Source organism: Sneathiella sp. (assembly GCF_002694385.1).
Lineage (GTDB): Bacteria > Pseudomonadota > Alphaproteobacteria > Sneathiellales > Sneathiellaceae > Sneathiella.
Genome location: NZ_NZMB01000010.1, coordinates 201,165 through 227,492, shown reverse-complemented (window position 1 = coordinate 227,492; position 26,328 = coordinate 201,165). Strand labels below are relative to the sequence as shown.

29 protein-coding genes and 2 riboswitches are annotated in these 26,328 nt (G+C 55.6%); of the genes, 20 read left to right on the top strand and 9 right to left on the bottom strand.

Annotated features, from left to right (window positions below):
• Positions 1-63: 63 nt before the first annotated feature.
• Positions 64-1,494 (bottom strand): metalloprotease TldD, encoded by a 1,431-nt coding sequence (gene tldD, locus CMN55_RS05710; protein ID WP_293948581.1) that lies wholly within the window; start codon positions 1,492-1,494, stop codon positions 64-66.
• A 479-nt stretch (positions 1,495-1,973) separates the two neighbouring features.
• Between tldD and coxB the strand changes: the two genes are divergently transcribed.
• The 12 genes from coxB to CMN55_RS05650 all read left to right on the top strand — a co-directional run bounded on the left by coxB (position 1,974) and on the right by CMN55_RS05650 (position 12,988).
• Entirely contained in the window at positions 1,974-2,825 is an 852-nt protein-coding gene (coxB, locus tag CMN55_RS05705; RefSeq protein ID WP_293948580.1) for a cytochrome c oxidase subunit II, read from the top strand.
• A 26-nt stretch (positions 2,826-2,851) separates the two neighbouring features.
• Complete coding sequence (ctaD, locus tag CMN55_RS05700) at positions 2,852-4,456, top strand: cytochrome c oxidase subunit I (RefSeq protein ID WP_293948579.1); 1,605 nt, start codon at positions 2,852-2,854, stop codon at positions 4,454-4,456.
• 17 nt (positions 4,457-4,473) lie between these two features.
• Positions 4,474-5,394 (top strand): heme o synthase, encoded by a 921-nt coding sequence (locus tag CMN55_RS05695; RefSeq protein WP_293948578.1) that lies wholly within the window; start codon positions 4,474-4,476, stop codon positions 5,392-5,394.
• Between the two features lies 1 nt (position 5,395).
• Positions 5,396-5,527, top strand: a complete 132-nt coding sequence (locus CMN55_RS05690; protein ID WP_293948577.1) for a hypothetical protein — start codon at positions 5,396-5,398, stop codon at positions 5,525-5,527.
• Positions 5,527-6,114, top strand: a complete 588-nt coding sequence (locus CMN55_RS05685; RefSeq protein ID WP_293948576.1) for a cytochrome c oxidase assembly protein — start codon at positions 5,527-5,529, stop codon at positions 6,112-6,114. Before CMN55_RS05690 ends, CMN55_RS05685 begins: the two co-directional genes overlap by 1 nt.
• Positions 6,115-6,178: 64 nt before the next feature.
• A complete protein-coding gene (locus tag CMN55_RS05680) occupies positions 6,179-6,988 on the top strand; it encodes a cytochrome c oxidase subunit 3 (protein ID WP_293948575.1) in 810 nt (269 codons plus the stop codon).
• Between the two features lie 29 nt (positions 6,989-7,017).
• On the top strand, positions 7,018-7,374 hold the full coding sequence (locus tag CMN55_RS05675; protein ID WP_293948574.1) for a DUF983 domain-containing protein: 357 nt from the start codon (positions 7,018-7,020) through the stop codon (positions 7,372-7,374).
• A gap of 1 nt (position 7,375) precedes the next feature.
• Positions 7,376-8,101, top strand: coding sequence for an SURF1 family protein (locus CMN55_RS05670; protein ID WP_293948573.1), 726 nt, complete (start codon positions 7,376-7,378; stop codon positions 8,099-8,101).
• On the top strand, positions 8,094-9,593 hold the full coding sequence (locus CMN55_RS05665; RefSeq protein ID WP_293948572.1) for a carboxypeptidase M32: 1,500 nt from the start codon (positions 8,094-8,096) through the stop codon (positions 9,591-9,593). Before CMN55_RS05670 ends, CMN55_RS05665 begins: the two co-directional genes overlap by 8 nt.
• A 110-nt stretch (positions 9,594-9,703) precedes the next feature.
• Entirely contained in the window at positions 9,704-11,104 is a 1,401-nt protein-coding gene (gene thrC / locus CMN55_RS05660; protein ID WP_293948571.1) for a threonine synthase, read from the top strand.
• Between the two features lie 13 nt (positions 11,105-11,117).
• Complete coding sequence (locus CMN55_RS05655; protein WP_293948570.1) at positions 11,118-12,377, top strand: M16 family metallopeptidase; 1,260 nt, start codon at positions 11,118-11,120, stop codon at positions 12,375-12,377.
• Between the two features lie 23 nt (positions 12,378-12,400).
• On the top strand, positions 12,401-12,988 hold the full coding sequence (locus CMN55_RS05650; RefSeq protein ID WP_293948569.1) for a GNAT family N-acetyltransferase: 588 nt from the start codon (positions 12,401-12,403) through the stop codon (positions 12,986-12,988).
• Positions 12,989-12,998: 10 nt separating this feature from the next.
• On the opposite strand, the gene CMN55_RS05645 is transcribed toward CMN55_RS05650, so the two are convergent.
• On the bottom strand, positions 12,999-13,574 hold the full coding sequence (locus tag CMN55_RS05645; RefSeq protein WP_293948568.1) for a YqgE/AlgH family protein: 576 nt from the start codon (positions 13,572-13,574) through the stop codon (positions 12,999-13,001).
• 135 nt (positions 13,575-13,709) lie between these two features.
• Between CMN55_RS05645 and CMN55_RS05640 the strand changes: the two genes are divergently transcribed.
• Together CMN55_RS05640 and CMN55_RS05635 are read left to right on the top strand one after the other, a co-directional pair.
• Positions 13,710-14,555 (top strand): protein-disulfide reductase DsbD domain-containing protein, encoded by an 846-nt coding sequence (locus tag CMN55_RS05640; RefSeq protein ID WP_293948567.1) that lies wholly within the window; start codon positions 13,710-13,712, stop codon positions 14,553-14,555.
• Positions 14,556-14,657: 102 nt separating this feature from the next.
• A complete protein-coding gene (locus CMN55_RS05635; protein ID WP_293948566.1) occupies positions 14,658-15,137 on the top strand; it encodes a peroxiredoxin in 480 nt (159 codons plus the stop codon).
• Between the two features lie 73 nt (positions 15,138-15,210).
• Here CMN55_RS05635 and rnhA read toward each other — a convergent pair whose 3' ends face one another.
• On the bottom strand, positions 15,211-15,660 hold the full coding sequence (gene rnhA, locus CMN55_RS05630; RefSeq protein ID WP_293948565.1) for a ribonuclease HI: 450 nt from the start codon (positions 15,658-15,660) through the stop codon (positions 15,211-15,213).
• Positions 15,661-15,845: 185 nt separating this feature from the next.
• Between rnhA and CMN55_RS05625 the strand changes: the two genes are divergently transcribed.
• Entirely contained in the window at positions 15,846-16,568 is a 723-nt protein-coding gene (locus CMN55_RS05625; RefSeq protein WP_293948564.1) for a hypothetical protein, read from the top strand.
• Between the two features lie 11 nt (positions 16,569-16,579).
• Here the strand turns inward: CMN55_RS05625 and thrB are convergent, their stop codons facing one another.
• Both thrB and ispH read right to left on the bottom strand, forming a co-directional pair.
• Entirely contained in the window at positions 16,580-17,545 is a 966-nt protein-coding gene (gene thrB / locus CMN55_RS05620) for a homoserine kinase (protein WP_293948563.1), read from the bottom strand.
• 2 nt (positions 17,546-17,547) lie between these two features.
• Positions 17,548-18,507 carry a 4-hydroxy-3-methylbut-2-enyl diphosphate reductase gene (gene ispH / locus CMN55_RS05615; protein WP_293948562.1) on the bottom strand — a complete coding sequence of 320 codons (960 nt, stop codon included), beginning with the start codon at positions 18,505-18,507 and terminating at the stop codon, positions 17,548-17,550.
• Positions 18,508-18,812: 305 nt separating this feature from the next.
• Here ispH and CMN55_RS05610 point away from each other — a divergent pair, with 305 nt between their 5' ends.
• From CMN55_RS05610 to gcvPB, 5 genes are all read left to right on the top strand, one after another.
• Positions 18,813-19,379 carry a hypothetical protein gene (locus CMN55_RS05610; protein WP_293948561.1) on the top strand — a complete coding sequence of 189 codons (567 nt, stop codon included), beginning with the start codon at positions 18,813-18,815 and terminating at the stop codon, positions 19,377-19,379.
• A gap of 65 nt (positions 19,380-19,444) precedes the next feature.
• Positions 19,445-19,535, top strand: a riboswitch (glycine riboswitch).
• Positions 19,536-19,538: 3 nt separating this feature from the next.
• A riboswitch (glycine riboswitch) is annotated at positions 19,539-19,642 on the top strand.
• A gap of 63 nt (positions 19,643-19,705) precedes the next feature.
• Complete coding sequence (gene gcvT / locus CMN55_RS05605) at positions 19,706-20,815, top strand: glycine cleavage system aminomethyltransferase GcvT (protein WP_293948560.1); 1,110 nt, start codon at positions 19,706-19,708, stop codon at positions 20,813-20,815.
• 20 nt (positions 20,816-20,835) lie between these two features.
• Positions 20,836-21,213 (top strand): glycine cleavage system protein GcvH, encoded by a 378-nt coding sequence (gene gcvH / locus CMN55_RS05600; RefSeq protein WP_293948559.1) that lies wholly within the window; start codon positions 20,836-20,838, stop codon positions 21,211-21,213.
• Positions 21,210-22,553, top strand: coding sequence for an aminomethyl-transferring glycine dehydrogenase subunit GcvPA (gene gcvPA / locus CMN55_RS05595; RefSeq protein WP_293948558.1), 1,344 nt, complete (start codon positions 21,210-21,212; stop codon positions 22,551-22,553). The genes gcvH and gcvPA overlap by 4 nt, the downstream gene beginning before the upstream one ends.
• Positions 22,553-24,124 (top strand): aminomethyl-transferring glycine dehydrogenase subunit GcvPB, encoded by a 1,572-nt coding sequence (gcvPB, locus tag CMN55_RS05590; protein ID WP_293948557.1) that lies wholly within the window; start codon positions 22,553-22,555, stop codon positions 24,122-24,124. Before gcvPA ends, gcvPB begins: the two co-directional genes overlap by 1 nt.
• Before the next feature lie 121 nt (positions 24,125-24,245).
• On the opposite strand, the gene CMN55_RS05585 is transcribed toward gcvPB, so the two are convergent.
• The 4 genes from CMN55_RS05585 to CMN55_RS05570 are packed head-to-tail and all read right to left on the bottom strand — an operon-like array spanning position 24,246 to position 26,291.
• Positions 24,246-24,731, bottom strand: a complete 486-nt coding sequence (locus tag CMN55_RS05585; protein ID WP_293948556.1) for a F0F1 ATP synthase subunit B family protein — start codon at positions 24,729-24,731, stop codon at positions 24,246-24,248.
• Positions 24,731-25,222 carry a F0F1 ATP synthase subunit B family protein gene (locus CMN55_RS05580; protein WP_293948555.1) on the bottom strand — a complete coding sequence of 164 codons (492 nt, stop codon included), beginning with the start codon at positions 25,220-25,222 and terminating at the stop codon, positions 24,731-24,733. The genes CMN55_RS05585 and CMN55_RS05580 overlap by 1 nt, the downstream gene beginning before the upstream one ends.
• 53 nt (positions 25,223-25,275) lie before the next feature.
• Positions 25,276-25,500: a F0F1 ATP synthase subunit C gene (locus CMN55_RS05575; protein WP_293948554.1), complete on the bottom strand. Its 225-nt coding sequence runs from the start codon at positions 25,498-25,500 to the stop codon at positions 25,276-25,278.
• 53 nt (positions 25,501-25,553) lie between these two features.
• Entirely contained in the window at positions 25,554-26,291 is a 738-nt protein-coding gene (locus CMN55_RS05570) for a F0F1 ATP synthase subunit A (RefSeq protein ID WP_293948553.1), read from the bottom strand.
• Positions 26,292-26,328: the final 37 nt, after the last annotated feature.

Sequence of the window (26,328 nt, the reverse complement as noted above, 5' to 3'; positions counted from 1 at the left end):
CAAAACATCAGGAGTGGTGACAGCAGGCATATAAGAGGCCCTGATGCGCGCCATTCCGTTCTGTTATGCGGTGCCGCCAACGGTCAGCCCCTCAATCAGCATCGTGGGTTGCCCGACTCCGACCGGCACACTCTGTCCGGCCTTGCCGCAGGTGCCGATACCGCTGTCCAGCGCCATATCATTGCCAATCGCGCGAACTTTCTTGAGAGCCTCACTTCCCGTTCCGATAAGGGTCGCCCCCTTGACGGGCGCGGTCAGCTTGCCGTCCTCGATCAGATAGGCTTCGGTGCAGGTAAAGACAAATTTGCCAGAGGTAATGTCCACCTGTCCGCCGCCAAAATTGACGGTGTACAGACCTTTTTTGACCGACTTGACAATTTCTTCAGGATCGCGGTCACCCGCCAGCATATAGGTATTGGTCATGCGCGGCATGGGCAGGTGGGCGTAGCTTTCCCGGCGGCCGTTGCCGGTGGGTTCCACGCCCATCAGGCGGGCATTCTGCCGATCCTGCATATAGCCGACGAGAATGCCATCCTCGATCAGGGGGGTACAGCTTGTCGCCGTGCCTTCATCGTCAATGCTGAGGGATCCGCGGCGATCCGGGATGGTTCCGTCATCCACAACGGTCACGCCGGGTGCCGCCACCCGTTCGCCCATAAGTCCGGAGAAAACGGATGTTTTCTTGCGGTTAAAGTCTCCTTCCAGCCCGTGCCCGACGGCTTCATGCAGGATGATGCCCGGCCAGCCAGGGCCGACCACCACATCCATCTCGCCTGCCGGGGCATCGACGGAGTCAAGATTGATGACAGCCTGGCGATAGGCCTCGTCAACGGCGCGTTTCCAGGTTGCCTCCTCCAGGTAGAAGCCGTAGCCGGTACGGCCACCGGTGCCGAAGGAACCCGCTTCGCGCCGTCCATTCTGCTCGACGATCACGGTCACATTGAGACGGACAAGAGGCCGGATATCGCCCGCCCGTTCGCCGCCCGCGCGGATAATCTCGATGGCCTGCCAGGATCCAGCCAGAGAGGCGGAGACCTGTACAACGCGGCTGTCCTTTGACCGGGCGTAGGCGTCGATTTCCGCAAGGGCTTTGACCTTGGCGTCAAACGGAATTTCGCTGAGCGGGTTGTCATCGCGATAAAGTGACCGGTTTGATCCGGCGGCGGGCAGGGACATCACGCCGCTTTTGCCAGACTGGACGGCCTGTACGGTACTCGCCGCGTTGCGGATCGCCTGTTCACTAAGTTCTGAGGCGTGGGCGAAGCCTGTTGCCTCTCCAATGACGGCGCGCAGACCAAAGCCCTGTGTCGTATCGAAACTTGCGCTTTGCAGCCGTCCATCATCGAAGGAAAATCCCTCCGACTGGCGGTATTCAAGGTATAATTCGCCATCGTCGGCATTTTCCAAGGCTTGCGTGACCTGTTTTTCCACCTTTCCCCGGTCCATCCCCATCGGCGTGAAGAACAGGTTGTTGGCGGTTGTTATATCAGTCATCAAATGGCTCCGGCCGTTTCATAAATCATTCCGTTTAAGGGAATATGTGACTTTTGAAGGGGATTGTCGAGGCAAGGCTGAAAGTGATTTGAAAGATTCTAAAAGGAGACAAGTATTTTGCGCCAATATGCTGTGACAAAATGTCACAATTCCTTTGAAATCAAGGGGGTGTAGGCTATCGAATGGAGGTTAGGAAGATATGCTTTAACATATTGAAAAATAACAAGATACTGCATTTTTTCCGAAAGCGTGCTGAAAAAAAATTCACCCGCTCAATCGATTAAATGCAACCTCAGGCTTGTTATGGAGCATATCGGTGGTGTAGTTTCCGGCGCAATCGAGTGGATCGCTTTTTTTGATTTGCCGCCAAGGGGCCGGCCCGGATCAAAAAACTGTCCAAAATAAGGCCGGGCCGGGGTATACTGGTTCACAGGCAAAGCCATAAGAAATAGTCACGTTACCACAGACGGGAAGCAAAGATGAGTATGGTGAGAAATCTTGTCGCATTTATGACCGCAATTTCAGGCATGATCCTGACAATGGGAAATGCGACAGCAGGGGCAGGGCAGCCTTCGCCCTGGCAGCTGACATTTCAGGAGGCGCTTTCTCCTGTCGCGACTGAACAGCATATATTCCACGAGTTGCTGCTCTGGATTATCAGTGCGATATCCTTGCTTGTTCTGGCGCTGCTGATTTACGTAATCCTGCGTTTTAACAAGCGGGCCAACCCCGCCCCGTCGAAGACTTCCCATAACACATTGATCGAGATTATCTGGACCGTGGTTCCCATCATGATCCTGATTGTCATCATGATTCCGTCGCTGAAACTGCTGTATTTCGGTGACCGGATTGAAGAGCCGGACATGACTCTCAAGGCGATTGGCTATCAATGGTACTGGGGTTATGAATATATGGATGAAGAAGGGCTCGCCTTCGAAGCCGTGATGATCCAGGAGGAAGACCTGAAAGAAGGCCAGCCGCGCCTGCTGACGACCGACAACGCGATTGTCCTTCCCGTGGATACCAATATCCGGGTTCTTGTGACGTCTGAAGACGTGATCCATGCCTGGGCGATGCCGTCTCTTGGCGTGAAAATGGATGCGGTGCCCGGTCGTTTGAACGAGACATGGATCAGGATCGAGAAAGAGGGCATGTATTACGGACAGTGCTCGGAGCTTTGCGGTGCCCTGCATGGTTTCATGCCGATCATGGTCAAGGCCGTCAGCAAGGAAGAATATGCAAGCTGGCTCGTCACGGCGAAAGAACAGTTTGCAAGTAATAGCGCTCCGGCGATGAAATTCGCCAAGGTTGCCGCGACAAGCGCAGAATAAACAGGCTAGGAAAGAGGCAAGACAAAATGGCTTACGCATCAGCAGCCGGACACGACGATCATACTCCGAAGGGTTGGAAGCGGTGGGTCTATTCGACCAACCACAAAGACATCGGAACGATGTATCTGATTTTCGCGATTATTGCGGGTATCATTGGCGGCGGCATGTCGGTTTTCATCCGGGCCGAATTGCAGTTTCCGGGCGATCAGCTTCTGAACGGCAACTATCATTTCTTTAACGTTCTTGTGACGGGCCATGGGCTGATCATGATCTTCTTCATGGTCATGCCAGCGATGATTGGTGGTTTTGGCAACTGGATCGTGCCGCTGATGATCGGGGCGCCGGATATGGCGTTCCCGCGCATGAATAATATTTCTTTCTGGTTGCTTCCGCCCGCTTTTGCGCTGTTGCTGATTTCCATTTTTGTGGAAGGTCCGGCCGGCGCTACTGGTGTCGGCGGGGGCTGGACGATGTATCCGCCGCTCTCGTCTGCGCTCGGGCATCCCGGAATGGCTGTCGATTTTGCCATCCTCAGCCTGCATATCGCCGGTGCGTCTTCCATCCTGGGCGCGATCAATTTCATTACGACCATTTTCAACATGCGGGCGCCGGGCATGACCATGCACAAGATGCCGCTGTTTGTCTGGTCGGTGCTGGTTACGGCGTTCCTGCTGCTGCTGTCGCTGCCGGTTCTGGCGGGCGCCATCACCATGCTGCTGACGGATCGCAACTTCGGTTCCAGCTTCTTCGTGCCGCAGGGCGGCGGAGACCCGATCCTGTTCCAGCATCTGTTCTGGTTCTTCGGCCATCCGGAAGTGTATATTCTGATCCTGCCCGGTTTTGGCATCATCAGTCAGATTGTGTCGACCTTCTCGCGCAAGCCCGTTTTCGGCTATCTCGGTATGGCCTACGCCATGGTCGCGATTGGCGCCGTTGGCTTCATCGTCTGGGCGCATCACATGTATACCGTCGGTATGAATGTTGATACACGTGCGTACTTCCTGGTCGCCACGCTGGTGATTGCGGTTCCGACGGGTGTCAAGATCTTCTCCTGGATTGCGACGATGTGGGGCGGCTCCATCGAATTCAAGCCGCCGATGGTCTGGGCGCTTGGTTTTATCTTCCTGTTTACGGTCGGGGGTGTGACGGGCGTTGTACTGGCGAATGCCGGTCTTGATGTCGCGCTGCATGACACCTACTACGTGGTTGCCCACTTCCATTATGTTCTGAGCCTCGGTGCGGTGTTTGCGATCTTTGCGGGCTTCTATTACTGGTTCGGCAAGATGACCGGATACACCTATTCGGAAAAGCTTGCGCATCTGCATTTCTGGGTCACCTTTATCGGCGTCAACATGATCTTCTTCCCGATGCATTTCCTCGGGCTGGCGGGCATGCCGCGTCGTATCCCGGATTATCCGGACGCCTTTGCCGGCTATAATGAGATTTCGTCCATCGGATCCTATATTTCCGGCGTCGGCGTACTGATCTTCCTGTTCACGGTTATCCATGCCTTTGTCCGTAAGGAGAGAACGGTTGATAATCCGTGGGGCGAGGGCGCGACGACACTGGAGTGGACGCTGTCCTCTCCGCCTCCCTTCCATCAGTTCAATGAACTGCCGGTCATCAAATAAGGCCTGAGGAGTTTCTTGTGTCTGACACAAGCGTTGTAAAAGAAACGATCGAGGCCCGCGTCAATACGGATTTGACGCGGGTCAGCGACTATTTCGCCCTGCTGAAGCCGCGGGTCATGTCGCTTGTCGTTTTTACCGGCCTTGTTGGTCTGGTGGTTGCGCCTGGCAGTCTGCACCCGGTGCTGGCGTTTACGGCGCTTCTCTGCATTGCGGTCGGCGCAGGCGCGTCCGGCGCGATTAATATGTGGTATGATGCGGATATCGACACGGTGATGGAACGCACGAAAGAGCGTCCCATCCCGGCCGGTCGGGTGAGTGCGAATGAAGCCCTCGCCTTCGGGACGGTGCTCTCTGTTGCGTCGGTCGTTTTGATGGGGCTTGCGATCAATTATGTGGCGGCGGCGCTGCTCGCCCTCACCATCGCTTTTTATGTTTTTGTCTATACGATGTGGCTGAAACGCCGGACGCCGCAGAATATCGTGATCGGCGGTGCCGCAGGGGCCTTTCCGCCGATGATCGGCTGGGCGGCGGTGACCGGGGATGTCAGCGTTGAATCGCTGGTGCTGTTTGCCATTATTTTCATGTGGACGCCCCCGCATTTCTGGGCTTTGTCCCTGTGGCGCGATATTGATTACGCCAAGGCCGGGGTGCCGATGCTGCCGGTTGTTGCCGGGCGTGACGTGACCCGCCGCTATGTTGTTCTATACAGTGTGTTGTTGTTCCCGATTGCCGTTATGCCGTATTTTCTTGGCTATGCAGGCGTGGTTTACGGGGCGGGTTCCGCTGTTTTGAGCGGCCTGTTTCTTGTGCTGGCGTTGAAGGTATGGCAAGGCAAGGATGAGAAAAGCGCCAAGCAGCTTTTTGCCTTTTCCCTGCTCTATCTGTTTCTGCTATTCGCCATATTGCTCGGCGAAAGCTTGGCTCGCACGGTGATCTGATATGGCAAAGGATGATGACTTTATCCGGCGGCGGCGCATTCGCAACATTGTCGTTGGCGGCGTTCTCGCGGCGCTGGTGGTTCTGTTCTATCTTATCACGATTGTAAAGATGACGGGTGGAGCGACAGGCTGATGAAAAAGACACAGGGAAAATCCAAACGTCTTGCACTTATTCTGGCGTCGGTTGCGGCCGGTATGGTCGGCCTCGCCTATGCATCGGTTCCGCTCTATGATCTTTTCTGCCGGGTGACCGGATATGGCGGAACAACACAGCAGGCGAGCCTTGCCCCGGATACGGTGCTGGACAGGGAGGTCGTGGTTGAGTTCGACGCCAACACGGCGCGGGACATGCCCTGGGCGTTTAAACCGGTTCAGCATAAAATGACGTTGAAAGTCGGGGAATCCGCCCTTGCCTTTTATGAAGCCTATAACCCGTCTGACAAGACGGTGACGGGAACTGCGGCATTCAATGTGACGCCGCAAAAGGTCGGTCAGTATTTTACCAAGATCGAATGCTTCTGCTTTACAGAACAGGTATTGAAGCCCGGTGAACGGGTGGAAATGCCGGTCACTTTCTTTGTCGATCCGGCCATTGATCAGGACCCGAACGCGAAGGATGTCAAGGTTATTACGCTTTCTTATACCTTCTTTGTCAGTGATGAAGAGGAAGAAACGGATGTGTCGGCAACAGTCGATAAAAAATCGGTTGATGTAAATTGACCAACGGGAAATATTGATAATCAGTAGGACCGGATGAAATCCGGACGAATTGCAGGAGTTTAGAATGGCAGATTCTCACGCCAAGCAGCATGACTACCATCTGGTGGATCCGAGCCCCTGGCCCGCGTTATCGTCGATTGCGGCATTTGTCACGGCAATCGGTGCCGTTATGTGGATGCATGACAAAGGATATGCCGTCTTCGCCGTCGGCATGGTTGTCCTTTTGTATACGGCTTTCGCCTGGTGGCGTGATGTTGTCCGGGAGGGGGAGCATGAAGGTCACCATACGCCGGTTGTCCAGCTAGGTCTCCGCTATGGCATGATCATGTTCATCGCGTCCGAGGTGATGTTTTTCGTCGCCTGGTTCTGGGCCTATTTCAATGCGGGTCTGTTCCCGACGGAAGTCACCGGCGGCGTCTGGCCTCCGGAAGGCATTCAAACGTTTGATCCGTGGCATATCCCGCTTCTGAACACGATTATCCTGCTGCTGTCCGGAACAACTGTCACCTGGGCGCATCATGCGCTTCAGCATGGGGATCGCAAAGGGCTTGTGCAAGGGCTGACACTGACGGTCATTCTGGGTGTCGCGTTCACCTGCGTTCAGATTTATGAATACAGCCATGCGCAGTTCGCCTTCTCTGATGGCATTTACCCGTCCACCTTTTATATGGCGACCGGATTCCATGGTTTCCATGTGTTCATCGGCACGGTCTTCCTGCTGGTCTGTCTGATCCGGGCGATGAAGGGCCATTTCACGCCGACCCACCATTTCGGCTTTGAAGCGGCGGCATGGTATTGGCATTTCGTTGACGTGGTCTGGCTGTTCCTGTTCTTCGCCATTTACTGGTGGGGCGCGGGTCCTGCATGGAGTTGACCTGTTAAGTAATGGCATATTCCTATGGCATGCCAGTTTCCCCTTTGCGCGCCGGGCTTACCTGCAAATGCCCGTCCTGTGGAAAGGGGAAACTTTTTTCCGGTTTCCTGGATGTTACCGATTGCTGTGATACCTGCGGGCAGGATTTCAGCGCCGTCAACAGCGGTGACGGCCCGGCTGTTTTCATTATACTTATTGTTGGTTTTCTGGTCTGCGGGCTTGCCGTCATGGCGGAATTGATCTATCACCCGCCTTACTGGGTGCAGCTCGCGATCTGGCTGCCGGTCATATTTATTCTGAGTGTTGGTCTGTTGCGGCCCGCGAAGGCCTATCTGATCGCCCTGCAAATCAAGCATAAGGCCAGCTCAGAGATTGAGCGTTATTGATATGAAAAATTTTTCCCCCGGGCTTGTGCCGACGCTGGTGACAATTCCATGCGTTCTTATCCTGCTGGCGCTGACGGTGTGGCAGATTAACCGGTATGACTGGAAAACCGATCTGGTCGCCACGATCAACAGCCAGCTGGCGGAGGCTCCGGTTACGCTTCCTCCTGGAAATATTGATCCCAAAGAATGGCAATATCGACGGGTCCGCCTGACCGGCGAATTTGAGCATGATAAGGAAATTCACCTGTTCGCCCATGCGGACAAGGGACGGGCGGGATTTCAGATTATCACGCCCTTCCGTCGCACAGTTGAAGGGGATCTTGTTCTCGTCAATCGCGGCTGGGTGCCGGAGGCAAACAAGGAGCCTGCCACACGCCCCGAAGGGCAGATTGAAGGTCTGGTCACGGTCACCGGCATTGTCCGTAAACCCTGGAGCAAGGCCTGGTCTTTCATGCCGGATAACAACTGGGAAGATAATGTCTGGCTGTATGGGGAGCTTGACGAGATGGCGGAACATCTCGGGGTTCCGGTTGAGCCGGTGTTTGTCGAGCTTGATAAGGCGAATGTGCCGGGCGGTCTGCCGATTGGCGGGCAGACACGCATCACGCTGCCCAATAACCATATTCAATATGCCTTCACATGGCTGGGGCTGGCGGGGGCGATGGTGATTATCTATCTGCTCTATGGTCTGAAACGCGGCCGGGCGCTGAATGAGAAAAATGCCTGAGCCAATTACGGCCTATCAACAGCTTGAGCAGAAATTTGCGCGGCTCTCGGCCCTTTCGGGGGCGGCGGCCATGCTGCATTGGGACAGTGCGGCGATGATGCCGACGGGCGGCGCCGATGCGCGCGCCGAACAGCTCGCCGCCCTCAGCCTTGTTTCACATGAAACATTGACCCGGCCAGAGATTGCGGATCTGTTGACGGAAGCGGAAGACGCAACCGCAAGCCTTGACGAGTGGCAGCGCTCCAATCTCAGGGAAATGCGCCATCGCTGGCGCCATGCGACGGCAGTGGACCCGGATCTGGTGGAAGCCCATTCGCGGTCGACGTCGCGATGCGAAATGGTTTGGCGCACGGCCCGGCTGGATAATGATTTTGCCACGCTTCGCCCGCATCTGGAGGAAGTGGTTTTACTGACGCAGCGGATTGCCGCCGCCAAGTCAGCGGCATTTGATCTGTCGCCCTATGATGCCTTGCTGGATGAGTATGAACCGGGCTGCCGTCAGGCCATGATTGATCCGCTGTTTGCCGATCTGGAAGGATTCCTCCCGGATTTTCTGGCGGCGGTGCTGGACAGGCAAAAAAGCTATGGCATGGGTCTGCGGCCCGATGGCCCGTTTGATGAAGCCGTGCAGCGAAGCCTCGGTCTTGAATTCATGACGGCCCTGGGTTTCAATTTTGATCACGGACGCCTTGATATCAGCCATCATCCTTTTACGGGGGGTGTCCCTGATGACGTCCGGCTGACCACCCGCTATGAAGCGGATGATTTCACGCAGAGCCTGATGGGGACCCTGCATGAAACCGGCCATGCCCTTTACGAGCAGGGCCTGCCGAAAGCCTGGCGGTCCCAGCCTGTCGGGCTGGCGCGCGGTATGGCGTTGCATGAAAGCCAGTCGCTGCTGATTGAGATGCAGCTTTCCCGCAGTGCGGACTTCATGGTCTATGCGCTGCCGCGGATCAGGGCGGCCTTTAACGGATCGGGGCCGGCGTGGGAGATGGACAATATCCTGCGCCTCTATCAGCAGGTGGCGCCGGGCTTTATCCGGGTCGATGCGGATGAGGTCACCTATCCGTTGCATGTCATCCTGCGCTATCAACTGGAAACGGCGCTGCTGTCCGGTGACCTGCCCGTCGCCGATCTTCCGGCGGCCTGGAACAATGGGATGCGCAAGGCTCTTGGCATCACGCCGCCCAATGACCGGCTTGGCTGTTTGCAGGATATTCACTGGCCGGGCGGGGCGATCGGCTATTTCCCGACCTATACCCTCGGCGCTATGGCGGCGGCGCAGATATTCCAGGCGGCGAAGGAGACTATCCCGGCTCTGAAAGCGCAGGTGCAAAAAGGAGAGTTTGCCCCCCTGCTGCAATGGCTGCGTGACAATGTCCATGCGCTTGGCAGTTCTCGCTCGACGGATGATATCCTGAAGTCGGCGACGGGCGCACCGCTCACCGCTGCCGCATTCAAGGCGCATTTGCAGGAACGGTATCTTTAGGGCGTTAATAGCCGGGAGTTTGCACGCCTTTTGGAGATATCCCCCCTTGCGTGATGCGGCGGCATATGGTTACTCTCAGCCGCCTTTTGTTCCGTGTAAGGAGTTAGACAGTGCGTTATATCAGCACGCGCGGCAAAGCGCCGGTACTGAATTTTGAAGAAGTGGTCCTGACGGGTCTCGCGCGCGATGGCGGCCTTTACCTGCCGGAAAGCTGGCCGCAGTTTTCGCATGACGATATCCAATCCCTTGCCGGAATGCGCTATGCAGAAGCGGCGGCGTTTCTGTTGCAACCGTTCCTCGGGGACAGCATAGAGGCGGCGGACTTCCACGCCATGACCGAGAAGGCCTATACCGCCTTCTCCCACGAGGCGGTGGTGCCGATCCGGCAGATGGGCGCAAATGACTTCCTGATGGAGCTGTATCACGGCCCGACGCTCGCCTTCAAGGATGTGGCGCTTCAGCTTCTCGGCCTGCTTTATGACCATCTGCTGGCCCGGCAGGGAAAGCGCGTGACCATTATTGGCGCGACCTCTGGCGATACAGGGTCTGCCGCGATTGAAGCCTGCCGCGGCCGAGAAGCGGTGGATATCTTCATTCTGCATCCGAAGGGGCGCGTGTCCGAAGTGCAGCGGCGGCAGATGACCACCGTGCTGGATGCGAATGTCCATAATATCGCCGTGGAGGGGGATTTTGATGATTGTCAGGCCATGGTCAAGGCCATGTTCAACGATCACGACTTCCGCGACAGCCTTGCCGTCTCCGCCGTTAATTCCATCAACTGGGCGCGGGTGATGGCGCAGATCGTCTATTATTTCACGGCGGCGGTCAGTCTTGGTGGCCCGGCCCGGCCTGTTTCCTTCTCGGTGCCGAGTGGCAATTTCGGCGATGTCTATGCAGGCTATGCCGCCAGCCGAATGGGGCTGCCGGTCGAGCAGCTTATCGTCGCCACAAATCGCAACGATATCCTGTCCCGTTTCTTCAACAGCGGCGAATACCGCAAGGCGGGTGTGGATCCCACCATCAGCCCGAGCATGGATATCCAGGTCTCCAGCAATTTTGAGCGTTACCTTGCCGATCTATATGGTCGTGACGGGGCGGCAGTCTCGGAGTTGATGGCCCGACTGGACAGCGATGGCGGGTTCGTCATTGATCGGCTGCGTCTGAATGATAGTCTCTTCGCTGCCGGAAAGTGCGGGGAAGCGGAGACGATTGAAACCATTCGCCGAACTTTCGAGGAGACGGGGACATTGGTCGATCCGCATACTGCGGTTGGTCTGTTCGCGGGCCAAAACTGCCGTAAAGACAGCCATATCCCGCTGGTTACCCTGTCAACGGCGCATCCGGCGAAATTTCCGGACGCGGTGGAAAAGGCGACGGGTGAACGCCCCGCCCTGCCTAAACATATGTCTGACCTTTTCGCGCGCGAGGAGCGGTTTGCGCAATTGCCTAATGATATTGAAACGGTAAAATCCTATATAAGGGAACGGGCGCGTATTTTGGCGCCGCATTGAGGTGAATGAATTGATGGATGTTAAAGTCACCACGTTGAAGAATGGTTTACGGGTGATCTCGGATCCGATGCCGGGTCTTGAAACCTCAGCCGTGGGAGTCTGGGTCGATACCGGCGCGCGACATGAAACGGCGGCGGAAAACGGTATTTCCCACGTGCTGGAACATATGGCGTTCAAGGGCACGTCGAAACGTTCGGCCCTGCAGATTGCCGAGGTAATTGAGTCGGTTGGCGGGCATCTCAATGCCTATACCAGTCGGGATCAGACCGCCTATTATGCGCGGGTGCTTAAAGATGACGTGCCCCTCGCCGTTGATATCCTCAGCGATATACTGCAACATTCCGTGTTTGACGAGCAGGAAATCGCTCGTGAAAAAGAAGTGATAGTTCAGGAAATCGGTCAAACGTTCGACACACCGGATGATATCATTTTCGATTATCTTCAGGAAACCTCCTATCCCGATCAACCGATCGGCCGTTCCATCCTGGGGACGGTTTCGCAGGTGCGCGGATTTGAGAGAGGGATGATCGCCGATTACATGAACCGGCATTATCTGGCCCCCGGCATGGTGTTGAGCGCATCAGGGGCGGTGGATCATGATGCCCTCGTCCGGCTGGCGGAGGAGGCCTTTGGAGATCTTTCCGCGAGCGGGGGATATGAAATGGAGCCCGCCGTTTACCGGGGCGGCGACTATCGGGAAGCGAGGAAGCTGGAACAGGTGCATTATGCGCTTTCCGTACCGGGCGCGTCCTATATGGATGATGACTATTACGCGCTGCAAATTCTGTCCGGTCTGCTGGGCGGGGGAATGTCCTCGCGACTTTTCCAGGAAATCAGGGAGCGACGCGGGCTGTGTTATTCGGTTTTCAGCTTTGCCTCCTCCTTCATGGATTCGGGCACGTTCACGGTCTATGCCGGAACAGGCGAAGAGCACATCAATGAGCTCAGCCATGTCCTGACGGATGAATTGCGACGGGTCAGCGATGATCTATCGACGTCGGAGGTCGAACGTGCGAAGGCGCAATTGAAAGCGTCCCTGCTGATGGGCATGGAAGGGCCGGCGGCGCGGGCCGAAGTGCATGCCCGTCAGTTGCAAATCTATGGCCGGGTGTTGCCCGCCGCGGAAATTACTGAAAGCATTGATGCGGTCAGCCTGGAGGAGGTAAAAAATCTGGCGGGCAGGCTGTTTTATGGTGTAACGCCGACGATTGCCGCTTTGGGACCGCTCAAAAACCTTGATCCCTATGAGCGGATTGCCGCCAGATTCAACTAGGTCCGAATGACGGGGGCGGGGGGATGCTTGAAAAGTTGTCACTGATGGGACGCGCGCCGCAGGTGATAACCGAACGTCTCATCCTGCGGCCCCCGAAAATGTCAGACTGGGAGCAATGGGCGGAATTGCGGAGGGAAAGTCGTTCTTTCCTTGTCCCGTGGGAGCCGTTATGGGGTCCGGATTCCCTGTCGAAAGCAAGTTTCCGCGCCCGGCTCCGCCGGATTTCAAGGGATGTGAGAGACGATCAGGGGCAAGGCTTTTTTCTCTTCCGCCGCGATAGCGACGATCTTGTCGGCGGTATCACGCTTGGCAATATCCGCCGCGGCGTTGCCCAGACCGGCACCATCGGCTATTGGACGGGGGCACCGCATGCCCGCAAAGGATATATGTTTGAGGCGCTGTGCGGCCTGATGCCTTTCCTGTTTTATGAATTCAGTTTACGCCGGATCGAGGCGGCCTGCCTGCCATCCAATATTCCAAGTTCGAAGCTGCTTGAAAAAGTAGGTTTTTCCCGGGAGGGGCGGGCGCGGGAATATCTGTGCATCAACGGCGTCTGGCACGACCATCTGCTTTATGCGCTGCTGGACAAAGACCCTGTTGCCCCGCGTTAGGACGGTCTGCCTATGCGTGCCCCACGTCACCTGAAAGCAGACGAGGGTCAATCCCGAGTTTGTGAATGGCGACTTCCCATTTCAAATCGAGTTCCGGTCCGAAGACGATATCAAGATCCGGATCGACGACAAGCCAGCCATTTTCCTGTATTTCCTGTTCAAGCTGCCCCGGGCCCCAGCCGGAATATCCGAGAGCGAGAAAGCTGCTTTCCGGACCGCTGCCGCCTGCGATGGTTTTCAGCATGTCAACGGTGGCGGTCAGGGCCATATCCTGCCCGATTTTGAGTGTTGTTTCATACAGGATGTCCGTGGAATGGACAACGAAACCGCGTTCGGTATCAACTGGACCGCCGAAATGGATATTGATATGGCTGTCCTTATCCGTTTTGGGAATATCGAGCTGTTCCAGCAGGTCATCAAAGCTGAGGGCGTCGAGCGACCGGTTGAGCAGGATACCCATAGCGCCGGTATCCGAATGGGCGCAGAGCAAAATAACGGCCTTCTGAAATCGCGGATCGCTCATGTTTGGCATGGCAACCAGCAACTTACCGTCGAGATATCCGCCTTCGATTTTATGTATCGTCATAGTATGAATATATGTATCTGTTATAGAGCAGCCCAGAGCGTGGTGATATTCATGACGCGATTGTGACACACCAACCCTTAATAATCTTTTATATAAGCGGTTGAAATCCCATTGTAAGATGGAAGTACATCGGCAATGAAAAATCCTCAAATCGCCACAATCGGCCTGTTTTTTTCCGTATTTTTTGTGTGCCTGCCCGGTAATCCGCTGGTTGCGACAGCCGATGGCCCACCGGTTCTTGAGCAGGCGCACCTTCAACTGGTTTCCGCCGTAGAAGGAACAAAGGGACAGGAGGCGGTGCGGATCGGTGTGCAAATTCGCCTGGCGCCCGGATGGAAAACCTATTGGCGCAGCCCGGGAGAGGCTGGCATCCCGCCAACATTCGACTGGAGCGGATCACGCAATCTGGATGCAGCGCATATTCACTGGCCGGTCCCGGAATATTTCGAATCCTACGGCATCGGCAGCTGGGGATATGAAGACGAAGTTGTTTTTCCCATAGATGTGGTTCTCGAAGAAAAAGGCGCACCGCTCGATCTGAAGCTGCGTCTGCAACTCGGACTATGCGAAAAGATCTGCATCCCCTATGAACAGGAATTGGAGTTGTCACTGGCCGCAGGCGCGGCTGTACGCTCCCGCGAGGCGGACCTGATAGAAACCTTCGCCCGCCGCGTTCCGGCTGAGGCAGGCGCAGTCGGCGCCATCGCTACGGATGTTGCCGTGCAGGCGACGGAGGAGGGGAAGTTTACCCTGATCGTTCTGAGTACGCAGCCGCTTGCCGCGCCGCAGGTTATTGTTGAGGGCAAGGCGGGCAGCTATTTCGAGGAGATTTCCCGGAAATTTATGTCGGCGGGACAGGAAGCCCGCTTTTTCATGAGGGCGGATTTGCCGTCAAAAGCTGACCGGCTCGCGGATCAGCACCTCATGGTGACGATTATTGACGGGGAGCGCGCCACGCAAAAAAGAGTCGCGGTAGAGTAAAAAACCGCAGCCCTAAATATCAAAAGCTTTTCATTTTCATCTGCCAATATATGTTAAGGTTATCAGGGGCGATACGCCGCAACTTTGAAATGGGAAATGATGATGACGATAAAAGTTGGTGACAAACTTCCGAATGCAGATTTGATGATGATGACCGAGAAGGGACCGACGAAAATGTCAACGGCGGATCTGTTCGGTGGCAAGAAAGTCGCGTTATTTGCGGTTCCCGGGGCCTATACCCCGACCTGTTCGGCAAAGCATTTGCCGGGGTTCGTTGATAATTCGGCAAAATTGTCGGCAAAAGGCGTCAATGAGATTGTTTGCCTTTCGGTGAATGATCCTTTTGTCATGGCGGCCTGGGGCAAGGATCACAATGCGGGCCACATCAAGATGGTTGCTGATCCCGATGCGGCCTTCACCAAGGCAATGGGCGTGGAATTTGATGCCTCGGGCGCGGGGCTTGGCGTGCGGTCCCGCCGTTATTCGATGCTGGTAGATGATGGCGTGGTCAAGCAACTCAACCTTGAAGAGACGGGCGGCTTCGAAGTGTCTGATGCGGATACGCTGCTCGGGCAGCTCTGACGCAGGTCACTCCGAGCTCTAACGGCGGTGAGGGGAAGGCGATGCTTTCCCCTTTTGCCTTTATCGGGAATTCTCAACGTTTCTTTTTGAACTTTTCCATCCCCTTGTTCGCGAGCTCATCCGCCTTCTCGTTCCCCGGATCGCCCGCATGGCCTTTGACCCATTTCCAGCGAATCTGATGTTGGGAAATCGCCTCATCTAGCGCCAGCCAGAGATCCTGATTTTTTACCGGCTTTTTGGCCGCTGTCTTCCAGCCGTTGCGTTTCCAGCCTTCCATCCATTTGGTAATGCCGTCCTTGACATAGGTGCTGTCGGTGTGAAGCTCCACCACGGAACGGCGTTTCAGCGCGCTGATTGCCTTTATTGCGGCGGTCAGTTCCATGCGGTTGTTAGTGGTTTCCATCTCGCCGCCGCAAAGTTCCTTTGTCTGCTCTTTATAGTGCAGGAGGGCGCCCCATCCTCCCGGACCGGGATTTCCGGAGCAGGCGCCATCCGTATAAATCACAACAATATTTTCCGACATACTGGAACTCCCGATACGCGATATATGACACTGGTCCGGCGTTTCGGCTCTTAGCATGGTTAAAGGGGGACGGCAAATCCTGCGGCGGTATTTCTTTAACCTAAAATTAGCGGCTTTTACCTATGCTGCTCCAGGGTCAAGGCGGGAACCCTTACTCTTTCCCGCGATGAAGTGGAGTGGACAATATGCAGAAAAAACTATTCTCGGCGGAAATCCGGAAGCTTGGCGGAGCCGAATACGAGGCTATTGGATCGGAAGTCTCCACGATCAACTCCGCGCAATACAAGGAAATTATGGACGCCCTGGTCGAAATCAAGGCCGGGCTCGGGATTGATGACAGCTCCCGTCCTGCATCGCCGGTCGATGACGTGGAATCAAAGGCGGTTGCGGAACTGGCCCGGCTGCATCAGGAATTGCAGGAACTATCGGATGTCATTCATGAAACGCGGCGGGAAATTGCATCGCTCAACTCCTCCAGACATGGGCAGAAGCTGAACTCCGTCACCGATCAGCTCGGCGCGGTTGTTGGCGATACAGAAGCCGCGACTAATTCCATTCTGGAAGCGGTGGAGATTATCGAGGACAAGAATGAAAGCCTTGAGCTTAACGCCGGGTCTCCCGAAGAGACGGAATGCATTGAAGCGATCAGCAAATCCGTCATGCAGATTTATGAAGCCTGTAATTTTCAGGATGTAACGGGACAGAGAATTTCAAAGGTTGTTGCCACTCTTGGCTTCGTTGATGAACGCATCACCAAGATGGTTGATATTCTGGGTGGGGAAGATGAATTCAAGGATATGGAGGTGGTTCCATTCGTCCCGCAGTTTGATGAAGATGTCGAACTCAGCGGTCCGCGCCCCGAAGGGCATGAAATATCACAGGATGAGATTGATTCCCTGTTTGGCTGATCCCCGGCCTGTCAGTCCAGACCATAGGCGGCGACACTGCTCACCGCCTGATGAAATTGTAATTTCCGGAAATACTCCATCGGGTCTTTTGGCTTGACGAGGGCTCCTTCAACCTGGTTAAGCCAGTCGTAAAGGCGTGTCAGCAGAAACCGGATCGCTGCCCCGCGGCACAGCAGGGGCAGAAACGCCAGCTCTTCCTGTGAAAAGGGCCTGATTTCCCGATATCCATTCAGCAGCTTGCGCGCCTTGGTAATATTAAAACTGCCGTCGCTTTCAAAGCACCAGGCGTTCAGGCATATGGCAAGGTCATAGGCGAAAAAGTCGTTACAGGCGAAATAATAGTCGATAACGCCGCTGACTTCCTCTTTAAGGAAGAAAATATTGTCCGGGAATAGATCCGCATGGATCACGCCGGAGGGAAGGTCTGACGGCCAATGGCCCTCCAGAAAGGTGATCTCCGCCTCAATTTCGGAAAGCAGGCCCGGCTCCAGACTGGTCGCGCAGCTGCGTGCACAGGCCTCATACAGGGGGCGCCAGCTTGCCAATGACAATGTATTGGGCCGTTTCAGTGTGAAATCACTGCCGATGGTATGGAGTTTTGCCAGTGTTTGTCCAAGCAGGGCGCAGTGAGCGGGCGTGGTCCGCCGGACGGACCGTCCGTCAAGAAATTCGATTATGGCGGCAGGGCGTCCGGCAACTTCGGTGAGGTTGCGGCCATCCCTGGTGGTGACCGGCGTGGGGGACATGAAACCGCCCGCTGCCAGATGCTCCATCAGGCCGAGGAAAAATGGCAAATCCTCCGCATTCACGCGTTTTTCATACAGGGTGAGGATGAAATATCCGCCTTCCGTATGCAGCAGAAAGTTGGAGTTTTCGACCCCTTCGGCAATACCTTTGCACGACAGCGCCTGTCCGAGATCATACTGATCCAGCAGGGCATCCAGCTCGTCATCGGAAATCTCTGTATAAACGGCCATCCTTATTCTGCCGCTTCGGAGGCAAGAATTTTTGGCATTTTGAAAACGACCTGCTCTTCGTTCGTGACGATTTCCTCAACCGTAACGTCGTAGCGTTCTGAAAAGGCGGCAACAACCTCTTCGACCAGCGTTTCGGGGGCGGACGCGCCCGCCGTGATGCCAACCGTCTTTGCAGATTTCAGGCAATCCCAGGGGATATCGCTCGCCCGCTGGACCAGGGCGACATTGGGGCAGCCGGCCTTTTCCGCGACCTCGACCAGCCGCATGGAGTTGGACGAATTGGGCGCGCCGATAACCAGCAGGCCATCGCACCGGTCGGCAAGGATTTTGACGGCGGCCTGTCGGTTTGTCGTTGCGTAGCAGATATCTTCCTTCTTTGGCGCTTCGATACCGGGAAAGCGTTCGCGCAGAATATCGACAATATCCCGGGTTTCATCAACGGAGAGAGTGGTCTGCGTCAGATAGGCAAGGTTTTTACCGGGCTGTTTCTGGCGGAAGTTGCGCGCTTCCTCCGCTGTTTCGATCAGCGTAATTTCCCCTTCGGCGAGCTGGCCCATGGTGCCGATCACTTCCGGGTGACCACGATGACCGATCAGGATGATTTCATGATTGTCCCGTTCATGGCGTTCCGCCTCCCGGTGCACCTTGCTGACCAGCGGACAGGTGGCGTCAATATAGAACATCTGCCGGTTTTCCGCTTCGGCGGGGACGGATTTTGCGACCCCGTGCGCCGAAAAAATTACAGGATAGCCTTTTGGGATGTCGGCCAGTTCATCAACAAAAACAGCGCCCTTCTGCTCCAGGCTTTCGACGACAAAACGGTTGTGAACAATTTCATGGCGTACATAGACCGGCGCGCCATATTTTTCGAGCGTCCGCTCGACAATCTGTATTGCCCGGTCCACCCCGGCGCAGAACCCCCGCGGTGCGGCGAGCCGCAATGTCCGCTTTTCTCTTTCCATGATCAATCCTGGCCCGGGCCTGAGCCGCCCGATGTCTCGTGAATGCTTGCCATTTCCGGCCGTCCATTCTAGATTTGCGGAACTCATACAACAGTTTCAAGGGGAATGCCAGTTCAAGGCAACGTAAATTGTGGTGAGGGCGGGAAAATGGGCCACAAAGCAGGAACTTTCGACCATAATCCCGCCATATCGGAAAATCCGTCAATTTCGCGTGGCGCGGCGGCGGATTTCATGGCAGAACCCGGAGCAAGGCCTGTGCATTGCAGAGCTTGCAAACTGATTGAATTTCAAAATGCTGGTACATAATGTCTTTCGTTGATTGCTTCAGAAATATGTCACGCGGGATGATGCTTGCGGGCTCGCTTTTTGCTGTTTCGGCCTGTAGCGGCAGTTTCGATACAGATGTGATGAGCATTTTCAGCGGGCCGAAGGCGCCGTTGCCCTGCCCGCAGGTGGAAGTGTTGCCGGGCGCGGACGCCATTACGATCTTTCGCGAAGGAGTGGGACGTGATCTCGTTGATGTCCGCTTTGAAGGGGTCATTACCCCGGTCAGCGGGGAATGCCAGTATGTGGACGATGAAACGGCAGTTGTTGCAAATCTGATCCTGCGCATTGATGCAACGAAAGGTCCCGCCGCCACCAGCCAGAGCGAGGATTTTCCCTTCTTCGTCGCGATTGCCCAGAGGGATGGTAAAATTCTGGCGAAAAAGGTTTTTTCGAGCCCGGTTGAAATTGCGGAAGGGCGTCGGCGCGGTGCCGTTCAGGAAGAGATCGAACAGCGTATCCCGCTGACCGGTATTAAGACCGGATATGACTATGTCATCATCATCGGATTTCAACTGACGAAAGAGCAGATGGGTCTGCAAAGCTAATTTCGTGCTTTGATTCAATAGCGTTTGACTATTCCGCTTCGGCCTATATTATTCCGCCCATTCAGTCGATCCCGGCGGGAGAGATGGCCGTAAGGGGCTATCGCCGAAGGAGCAACCGCCCCGGAAACTCTCAGGCAAACGGACCGCAGGGGGATGAAACTCTGGAAAGTAAATTACCTTGGTAATTTCACCGAAGGGGTAAGCGCTACTGGTTCTGTCAACAGGGGCCGGTAACGTCAAATCTCTCAGGTTATAAGACAGAGGGGGTAAGCCACGGCGCTGCGTGCCGGGGTTGCTTGTCCTTTGTCATTAACCGGGATCGAACCATGAGTGAAAATCCGTCGATAAAAAAGACCGTTCTCTTTGATTTGCATGTCGAGCTGGGCGCCAAAATGGTGCCCTTCGCCGGTTATGACATGCCTGTCCAGTATCCGGATGGCATCCTTAAGGAGCATCTTCATACCCGCAGTGCAGCCGGCCTTTTCGACGTGTCGCATATGGGACAGCTTGTTATCAGCGGTGCAGACCCCGCGAAGGCCATCGAAAGCCTGATTCCCGGCGATATCCAGTCCCTTGCACCCGGAGAAATGCGCTATAGCTTTCTCACCAATGACAAGGGGGGCATTCTGGATGATTTGATCGTTACCCGTCGGGGGGCGGATCTGTTTGTCGTCGTCAATGCGGCCTGCAAGGAACAGGATACGGCCCTGTTGAGGGACGGCCTTCGCGGGCAGGCTGAGGTGACGGAGCTTGCCGATCGGGCGCTGGTCGCGTTGCAGGGACCGAAAGCGGCGGAGGTTCTGGCGCGATTCGCAAAAGACGTGGCCACCATGCCGTTCATGACCTATCGCGAGATGACAATTGCGGGGGTTCCCTGTTTTGTGACCCGGTCCGGCTACACCGGGGAGGATGGATTTGAACTCTCAATCCCCTTGGATCAGGCGGTTACGCTCTGCCGTAAGCTACTGGGCGAAGCGGAAGTGAAGCCGATTGGTCTCGGGGCGCGTGATTCGCTGCGCCTGGAGGCGGGGCTTTGCCTTTACGGACATGACCTGACAGAGGAAACGACACCGGTTGCCGCCGGGCTTCTCTGGGCCATTTCAAAGCGGCGCCGGACGGAAGGCGGCTTTCCCGGCGCGGCAGCCATTCAGGCGGAAATTGCCAACAAACCAGCGATGAGGCGTGTCGGGATCCTGCCCGAAGGGCGGGCGCCTGCGCGGGAACATACAGAAATTACCGATGAGGCAGGCAATGTCATCGGCGAGATCACATCGGGCGGATTCTCTCCCAGTCTCGAAATACCCATCGCCATGGGTTATGTCCCGCTTGCATTTTCAGATGTGGGAACGAAAATAAATCTTCTTGTCAGGGGGAAGCCGCGACCGGCCATGGTCGCGAAAATGCCCTTCGTCGAACAGCGTTATTATCGGGGTTAATCATCAAGTGGAGGCATTGAATGTCCTATAGGTTCACGGAAGATCATGAGTGGGTGCTGGTGGAAGGCAATATCGCAACAATAGGGATCAGCGATTATGCGCAAGGTCAGCTTGGCGATGTGGTCTATGTGGAACTGCCGTCTGTCGGTGGTGATGTAAGCAAGGGGGATGAACTGGCAGTTGTCGAGAGTGTCAAGGCCGCTTCCGAAGTCTATTCCCCCGTCAGCGGTGAGGTTGTCGAGGTGAATGGCGAGTTGGAAGGCGCGCCGACCCTCGTCAATGAAGACGCCATGGATACTGGGTGGTTCGCCAAAATCCGCATCAAGGATGCATCGGAGATTGAAGAGCTCATGGATGAAACCGCATACAAGAGTTTTGTTGAAGGCCTCGACGAATGAGATATATGCCTCATACCGCCAATGAGCGGAAGGAAATGCTGGCGAAAATCGGGGTCGGATCGGTAGACGATCTGTTCACCGATATCCCGGAAGAGGCGCGTCTCGATGGCCTGCTTGATCTGCCGCTGCACCAAAGCGAAATGGCGGTTGAGAAGAACTTCCGGACATTGGCGGCCAAGAATCTCTCCCCCGGTGATGTGCCCTCTTTTCTTGGGGCGGGGGCTTATCAGCATCATATTCCGTCTGTCGCCGACCATCTGATCCAGCGATCGGAGTTTCTGACATCCTACACCCCCTATCAGCCGGAAATCAGCCAGGGCACATTGCAGGCCCTGTTTGAATTTCAGACCCAGGTCGCGCTGATCACCGGGATGGAGGTGGCCAATGCCTCCATGTATGACGGTGCGACCTCCTGCGCCGAGGCGGTGCTGATGGCCTGCCGGGTGACGCGGCGCAAAAAAGCCCTGCTGTCGGGAAACCTGCATCCCCATTATCGTGATGTCACCTCGACAACGCTGCAATACACCGAGTTTGAGACGGCTACGCTTCCGGCGAGGGCTACGGATGTGGAGGACTTCACCTCCCTGATCGGGCCGGATATCGCCTGTGTCGTTGTGCAGAATCCGGACTTTTTCGGGCGGTTGCAGGATTTTTCCGCACTGGCAGAGAAATGCCATGAGGCGGGGGCGCTGCTGGTCGTTGTGGTGAATGAGGTCATCTCCCTCGGTGCTGTCAAATCACCCGGTGAGATGGGCGCGGATATTGTTGCAGGGGAAGGTCAGTCAATCGGTGTGCCACTTTCCTTTGGAGGGCCGCATGTCGGCCTTCTGGCCACCCGCCAGAAATTTGTCCGCCAAATGCCGGGAAGGCTCTGCGGCCAGACGGTTGATCAGAATGGCAAGAGGGGTTTTGTCCTGACCCTTTCAACGCGAGAGCAGCATATCCGCCGCGAAAAGGCGACCAGTAACATCTGCACCAACGCGGGGCTGTGTTCGCTCGCCTTCACCATTCATATGAGCCTGCTCGGCGAGACCGGTTTTACCGAACTGGCGGCGCTCAATCATTCCAAGGCCGCCACGCTGGCGGACAGGCTGGAAAAAATTGATGGCGTTGAAATTCTCAATGACAGCTTTTTCAATGAGTTCACCGTCAAGCTGCCAACAGAGGCGGCCACCGTGGTTGAGAAGCTGGCAGCGCGGCGTATTTTGGGCGGTGTTCCCGTCTCCCGCCTGATCCCCGAACAGCCGGAACTGGCCAATCTGCTGCTTGTCGCCGCAACGGAAACCTGCACGGAGACGGATATGAATGCTTTTGCCGCAGCGCTGAGAGAGGTGCTCTGATGTTGAATAATGTAGGGCGCCCGACACAGCCAATGGAAACGGATGACAATATGGTAACGGTGGAAACTTTCACCGGGAATCATGGCCTTGCGCTTGAAACCCCGCTTATATTCGAGCAGGGCGTGCCCGGCCGTGTCGGCGTCGATATGGAAGAACCTGCGCCCGTGAAAAGCCGCCTTGGCAATCTGGCGCGCAAAGGCGAAATTGGTCTTCCCGATTTGTCCGAGCCGCAGGTGCTGCGTCATTTTGTGCGTCTCAGCCGTCAGAATTACGCCATTGATGCGGGTTTTTACCCGCTTGGCTCCTGTACGATGAAGCATAACCCGCGGATCAATGAGAAGGTGGCGCGGTTTTCAGGTCTTGGCGATCTGCATCCGCTTCAACCGGCCAGCACGGTACAGGGGGCGTTGGAGCTGATCGACAGTCTGGCGCACTGGCTGAAAACGATTACCGGTATGCCGGCAGTGGCCATGTCGCCCGCGGCGGGCGCTCATGGGGAGCTGTGCGGTGTGATGGCGATCCGGGCGGCGCATGAAGCGAAAGGTGAAACACGGCTGCGCATTCTGGTCCCGGAATCGGCGCATGGCACCAATCCGGCAACAGCGGCGCTTTGTGGATATAAGGTTGACGCAGTTCCGGCACGGAAAGATGGCCGGATGGATCTGGAGGCATTCGCGGCAAAGCTGGGCCCTGATGTTGCCGGGGTGATGCTGACAAACCCGAACACCTGTGGGCTGTTTGAAACCGAAGTGAAACAGATTGCCGATATGATCCATGAGGTCGGCGGTTACTTCTATTGTGACGGGGCCAACCTCAACGCCATTCTGGGGCGGGTGCGTCCCGGCGATCTCGGCGTGGATGCCATGCATATCAATCTGCATAAAACCTTCTCCACTCCCCATGGGGGAGGAGGGCCCGGCGCAGGGCCTGTCGTCCTGTCGGAGGCGCTGGCGCCCTTCGCGCCCTTGCCCTATGTCGTGCAGGGAGAGGCAGGTTTTGAGCTTCTGGAGACACGTCATGGCCTTGCGAAGGACAGCTTCGGTCGCATGAAGGGGTTTCACGGCCAGATGGGCATGTTTATCCGCGCCCTTGCCTATATGCAGAGCCATGGGGCGGACGGTCTTCGCCAGATTGCCGAAGATGCGGTTCTGAATGCCAATTATGTTAGGGTCGGGCTTAATGACATGCTGAACTCACCGTTTGACGGAATCTGCATGCATGAGGCGCTGTTCGATGACAGCACGCTCAAGGGCACCGGTGTCACCACACTGGATATTGCCAAGGCAATGATTGATGAGGGTTACCACCCTATGACCATGTATTTCCCGCTGGTTGTGCATGGGGCGATGCTGATTGAGCCAACGGAAAGTGAGAGTCGGGAGACGTTGGATCAGTTCATTGGCGCGATGCGGCATCTGCTGGAACGGGCGAAGTCGGGGGACGTGGCGTATTTTCAAGGAGCGCCGCATTTCGCCCCTCGCAGGCGGCTTGATGAAACCGGCGCGGCACGTAATCCGGTGCTGCGCTATTCGCCCTCGACGGAAGAGGAGAAGGGGACAGCAGCCTCCTGATATAGCGGAAATGAAAGCCCCGCCATTTGGCGGGGTTTTCTGTGATTACAGCAAGTTAGGGCGGACAACAAAAAAAGCCCCGTTTAAGACGGGGCTTTTTTATATTGGTAATGGCTCTCGATCAGTTCAGATGTGTCTGAAGGTCCTTGATGGACTGATCAATGAGTGCATTGGCCTTGTCGGCTTTCATGCCGTCCTGCATCAGCTTGGAGGCAGCGGCAATCGCGACATCAACGGCAATGCCCTGAACTTCGGCGACGGCTTTTTCTTCAGCCTGACGAATCTTCGCTTCGGCCATTTCCTGACGCCGCGCCAGAGCGATCTCCAACTCTTTCACGCTTTGTGCGCGAAGAATTTCAGCATCTTCCTTGGCCTTGGCAACAATATCCTCTGCCGTTTGCATGGCTTCATGCTGGCGGCGCTGGTAATCAGCAAAAAGAACCTGCGCTTCTTCGCGAAGCCGCTTGGCTTCATCAAGCTCGGCGCGGATCTTGTCTGCCCGGGCGTCCAGCTGACGGACAATCAGCGGCGGAACCTTGTAATACACAAGAACCGCTAGAAACGCAAAGAAAGCAACGGCGACCCAGAATGAGGGATCTTGCAGCATCACGCCTCTCCTTTCATGCTGGCAGCCACGGCGGCATCGACATCCTTGTCGGATATATCAAGGGCGACAAGCTTGGCGACAGCCGATTTTGCGGTATCCGCCGCAATCTCACGCACATGGCTAAGCGCTGTTTCCTTGGCTTCGCGGATGCTTGTTTCTGCGGCCTTTGTCTTCTTGGCAAGGGCTGCATCCAGCTCCGCCTTGCTCGTTTCCTGCTCTTTCGCCACCTGGGCTTTCAGTTCGGAAACGATGCCATGGGCCTGGCTGCGGGCTTCGGCAAGGGCCTCTTCATAATCGGCTCTTGCCTTTTCCGCTTCTTCACTCAGCCGTTTTGCCTCTTCCAGATCCGACGTAATACGGTTCTGCCGGTTTTCCAGAACGTCGGAAATACCGGGTACCGCGACTTTCGCCATCAGAAAATAGAGGACAACGAAAGTTATCGCGAGCCATATAAGCTGGGGCGGGAAATCAGCAATATTAAGTTGCGGCATACCGGCTCCTTAATCCTGTAGGGTCAGTTATCAGAAATTAAGCGAATTTCTGATTAGCTGAACAAGATCAGGAAGGCGATAACCAGTGCGAACAGAGCAACAGCTTCCGTCAGCGCAAAGCCGAGCAGCACGTTACCGAAAACCTTCGGAGCTGCAGCAGGGTTACGCAGGGAGCCGGAGATGTAGGAACCGAAGATGTTTCCGATACCCAAACCAACACCCGTCAGAGCGATAGTTGCAAGGCCTGCGCCAATATACTTTGCGGCTTCTGCTTCCATAATATTCTTCCTTCTAAAACAAGAACAACCAATGTTTGATGTCTAGGTTAAACTCAATGATGCAGGTGAAGTGCATCGTTAAGATAGAGGCATGACAGGATCGCGAACACATAGGCCTGCAGGAATGCGACCAGGAATTCAAGGCCCGTCAAGGCAACGATAAAGGCGAGCGGCAGCCAGCCCAGGAAAATTCCGAGGGCAATCACGAACCCGCCAAAAACTTTCATCAGCGTATGGCCGGCCAGCATGTTGGCGAACAGTCGGACCGACAGGCTGACGGGGCGTACAAAATAAGAGATAATTTCGATCGGCACCAGCAGAACCAGCAGGATCGCCGGAACGCCGCTCGGAATGAAAAAGCCGAGGAATTTGAAACCATGGCGGACAATTGCAACGATTGTCACAACAAGGAAAACCAGCGCCGCCAGGGCAAAAGTGACGATGATATGGCTCGTCACCGTGAAGCTATAGGGGATCATGCCGAGCAGGTTGCAAAACAGAACAAACATGAAGATCGAGAAGATGAAGGGGAAATACTTCCGCCCTTCCGAGCCCACATTGTCCTTGATCATATTGGCGATGAACTCATAGCTGAGCTCGGCCATTGACTGCATCCGGCCGGGAACCAGTGAACGGCTCCGCATGCTCCAGGTCAGGAAAAGGGTAATCGCCGCAATGGCAATGACCATAAACAGAGAAGAATTGGTGAAAGAAACGTCGAGGCCGCCTATTTCCATCGGAACCAGACGCTTAATCTCGAATTGTGCAAGAGGGCTATGATCTGACGCCACGATGCTCTTCCTGTCTTTACCTGTATCAACCAGTAAT

What these genes read in the sequence shown, in the direction of transcription:
- thrB (WP_293948563.1), bottom strand. Translation starts at nt 17,545, where the DNA reads ATGGCCGTTTATACAGAGATTTCCGATGACGAGCTGGATGCCCTGCTG.
- ispH (WP_293948562.1), bottom strand. Translation starts at nt 18,507, where the DNA reads ATGGAAAGAGAAAAGCGGACATTGCGGCTCGCCGCACCGCGGGGGTTC.
- gcvPB (WP_293948557.1), top strand. Translation starts at nt 22,553, where the DNA reads ATGTTGAATAATGTAGGGCGCCCGACACAGCCAATGGAAACGGATGAC.
- CMN55_RS05650 (WP_293948569.1), top strand. Translation starts at nt 12,401, where the DNA reads ATGCTTGAAAAGTTGTCACTGATGGGACGCGCGCCGCAGGTGATAACC.
- gcvH (WP_293948559.1), top strand. Translation starts at nt 20,836, where the DNA reads ATGTCCTATAGGTTCACGGAAGATCATGAGTGGGTGCTGGTGGAAGGC.
- CMN55_RS05585 (WP_293948556.1), bottom strand. Translation starts at nt 24,731, where the DNA reads ATGCTGCAAGATCCCTCATTCTGGGTCGCCGTTGCTTTCTTTGCGTTT.
- CMN55_RS05690 (WP_293948577.1), top strand. Translation starts at nt 5,396, where the DNA reads ATGGCAAAGGATGATGACTTTATCCGGCGGCGGCGCATTCGCAACATT.
- CMN55_RS05575 (WP_293948554.1), bottom strand. Translation starts at nt 25,500, where the DNA reads ATGGAAGCAGAAGCCGCAAAGTATATTGGCGCAGGCCTTGCAACTATC.
- CMN55_RS05625 (WP_293948564.1), top strand. Translation starts at nt 15,846, where the DNA reads ATGCAGAAAAAACTATTCTCGGCGGAAATCCGGAAGCTTGGCGGAGCC.
- CMN55_RS05685 (WP_293948576.1), top strand. Translation starts at nt 5,527, where the DNA reads ATGAAAAAGACACAGGGAAAATCCAAACGTCTTGCACTTATTCTGGCG.
- CMN55_RS05580 (WP_293948555.1), bottom strand. Translation starts at nt 25,222, where the DNA reads ATGCCGCAACTTAATATTGCTGATTTCCCGCCCCAGCTTATATGGCTC.
- gcvPA (WP_293948558.1), top strand. Translation starts at nt 21,210, where the DNA reads ATGAGATATATGCCTCATACCGCCAATGAGCGGAAGGAAATGCTGGCG.
- ctaD (WP_293948579.1), top strand. Translation starts at nt 2,852, where the DNA reads ATGGCTTACGCATCAGCAGCCGGACACGACGATCATACTCCGAAGGGT.
- CMN55_RS05670 (WP_293948573.1), top strand. Translation starts at nt 7,376, where the DNA reads ATGAAAAATTTTTCCCCCGGGCTTGTGCCGACGCTGGTGACAATTCCA.
- CMN55_RS05655 (WP_293948570.1), top strand. Translation starts at nt 11,118, where the DNA reads ATGGATGTTAAAGTCACCACGTTGAAGAATGGTTTACGGGTGATCTCG.
- CMN55_RS05640 (WP_293948567.1), top strand. Translation starts at nt 13,710, where the DNA reads ATGAAAAATCCTCAAATCGCCACAATCGGCCTGTTTTTTTCCGTATTT.
- tldD (WP_293948581.1), bottom strand. Translation starts at nt 1,494, where the DNA reads ATGACTGATATAACAACCGCCAACAACCTGTTCTTCACGCCGATGGGG.
- rnhA (WP_293948565.1), bottom strand. Translation starts at nt 15,660, where the DNA reads ATGTCGGAAAATATTGTTGTGATTTATACGGATGGCGCCTGCTCCGGA.
- CMN55_RS05680 (WP_293948575.1), top strand. Translation starts at nt 6,179, where the DNA reads ATGGCAGATTCTCACGCCAAGCAGCATGACTACCATCTGGTGGATCCG.
- CMN55_RS05645 (WP_293948568.1), bottom strand. Translation starts at nt 13,574, where the DNA reads ATGACGATACATAAAATCGAAGGCGGATATCTCGACGGTAAGTTGCTG.
- CMN55_RS05665 (WP_293948572.1), top strand. Translation starts at nt 8,094, where the DNA reads ATGCCTGAGCCAATTACGGCCTATCAACAGCTTGAGCAGAAATTTGCG.
- gcvT (WP_293948560.1), top strand. Translation starts at nt 19,706, where the DNA reads ATGAGTGAAAATCCGTCGATAAAAAAGACCGTTCTCTTTGATTTGCAT.
- CMN55_RS05610 (WP_293948561.1), top strand. Translation starts at nt 18,813, where the DNA reads ATGTCTTTCGTTGATTGCTTCAGAAATATGTCACGCGGGATGATGCTT.
- CMN55_RS05635 (WP_293948566.1), top strand. Translation starts at nt 14,658, where the DNA reads ATGACGATAAAAGTTGGTGACAAACTTCCGAATGCAGATTTGATGATG.
- coxB (WP_293948580.1), top strand. Translation starts at nt 1,974, where the DNA reads ATGAGTATGGTGAGAAATCTTGTCGCATTTATGACCGCAATTTCAGGC.
- CMN55_RS05675 (WP_293948574.1), top strand. Translation starts at nt 7,018, where the DNA reads ATGCCAGTTTCCCCTTTGCGCGCCGGGCTTACCTGCAAATGCCCGTCC.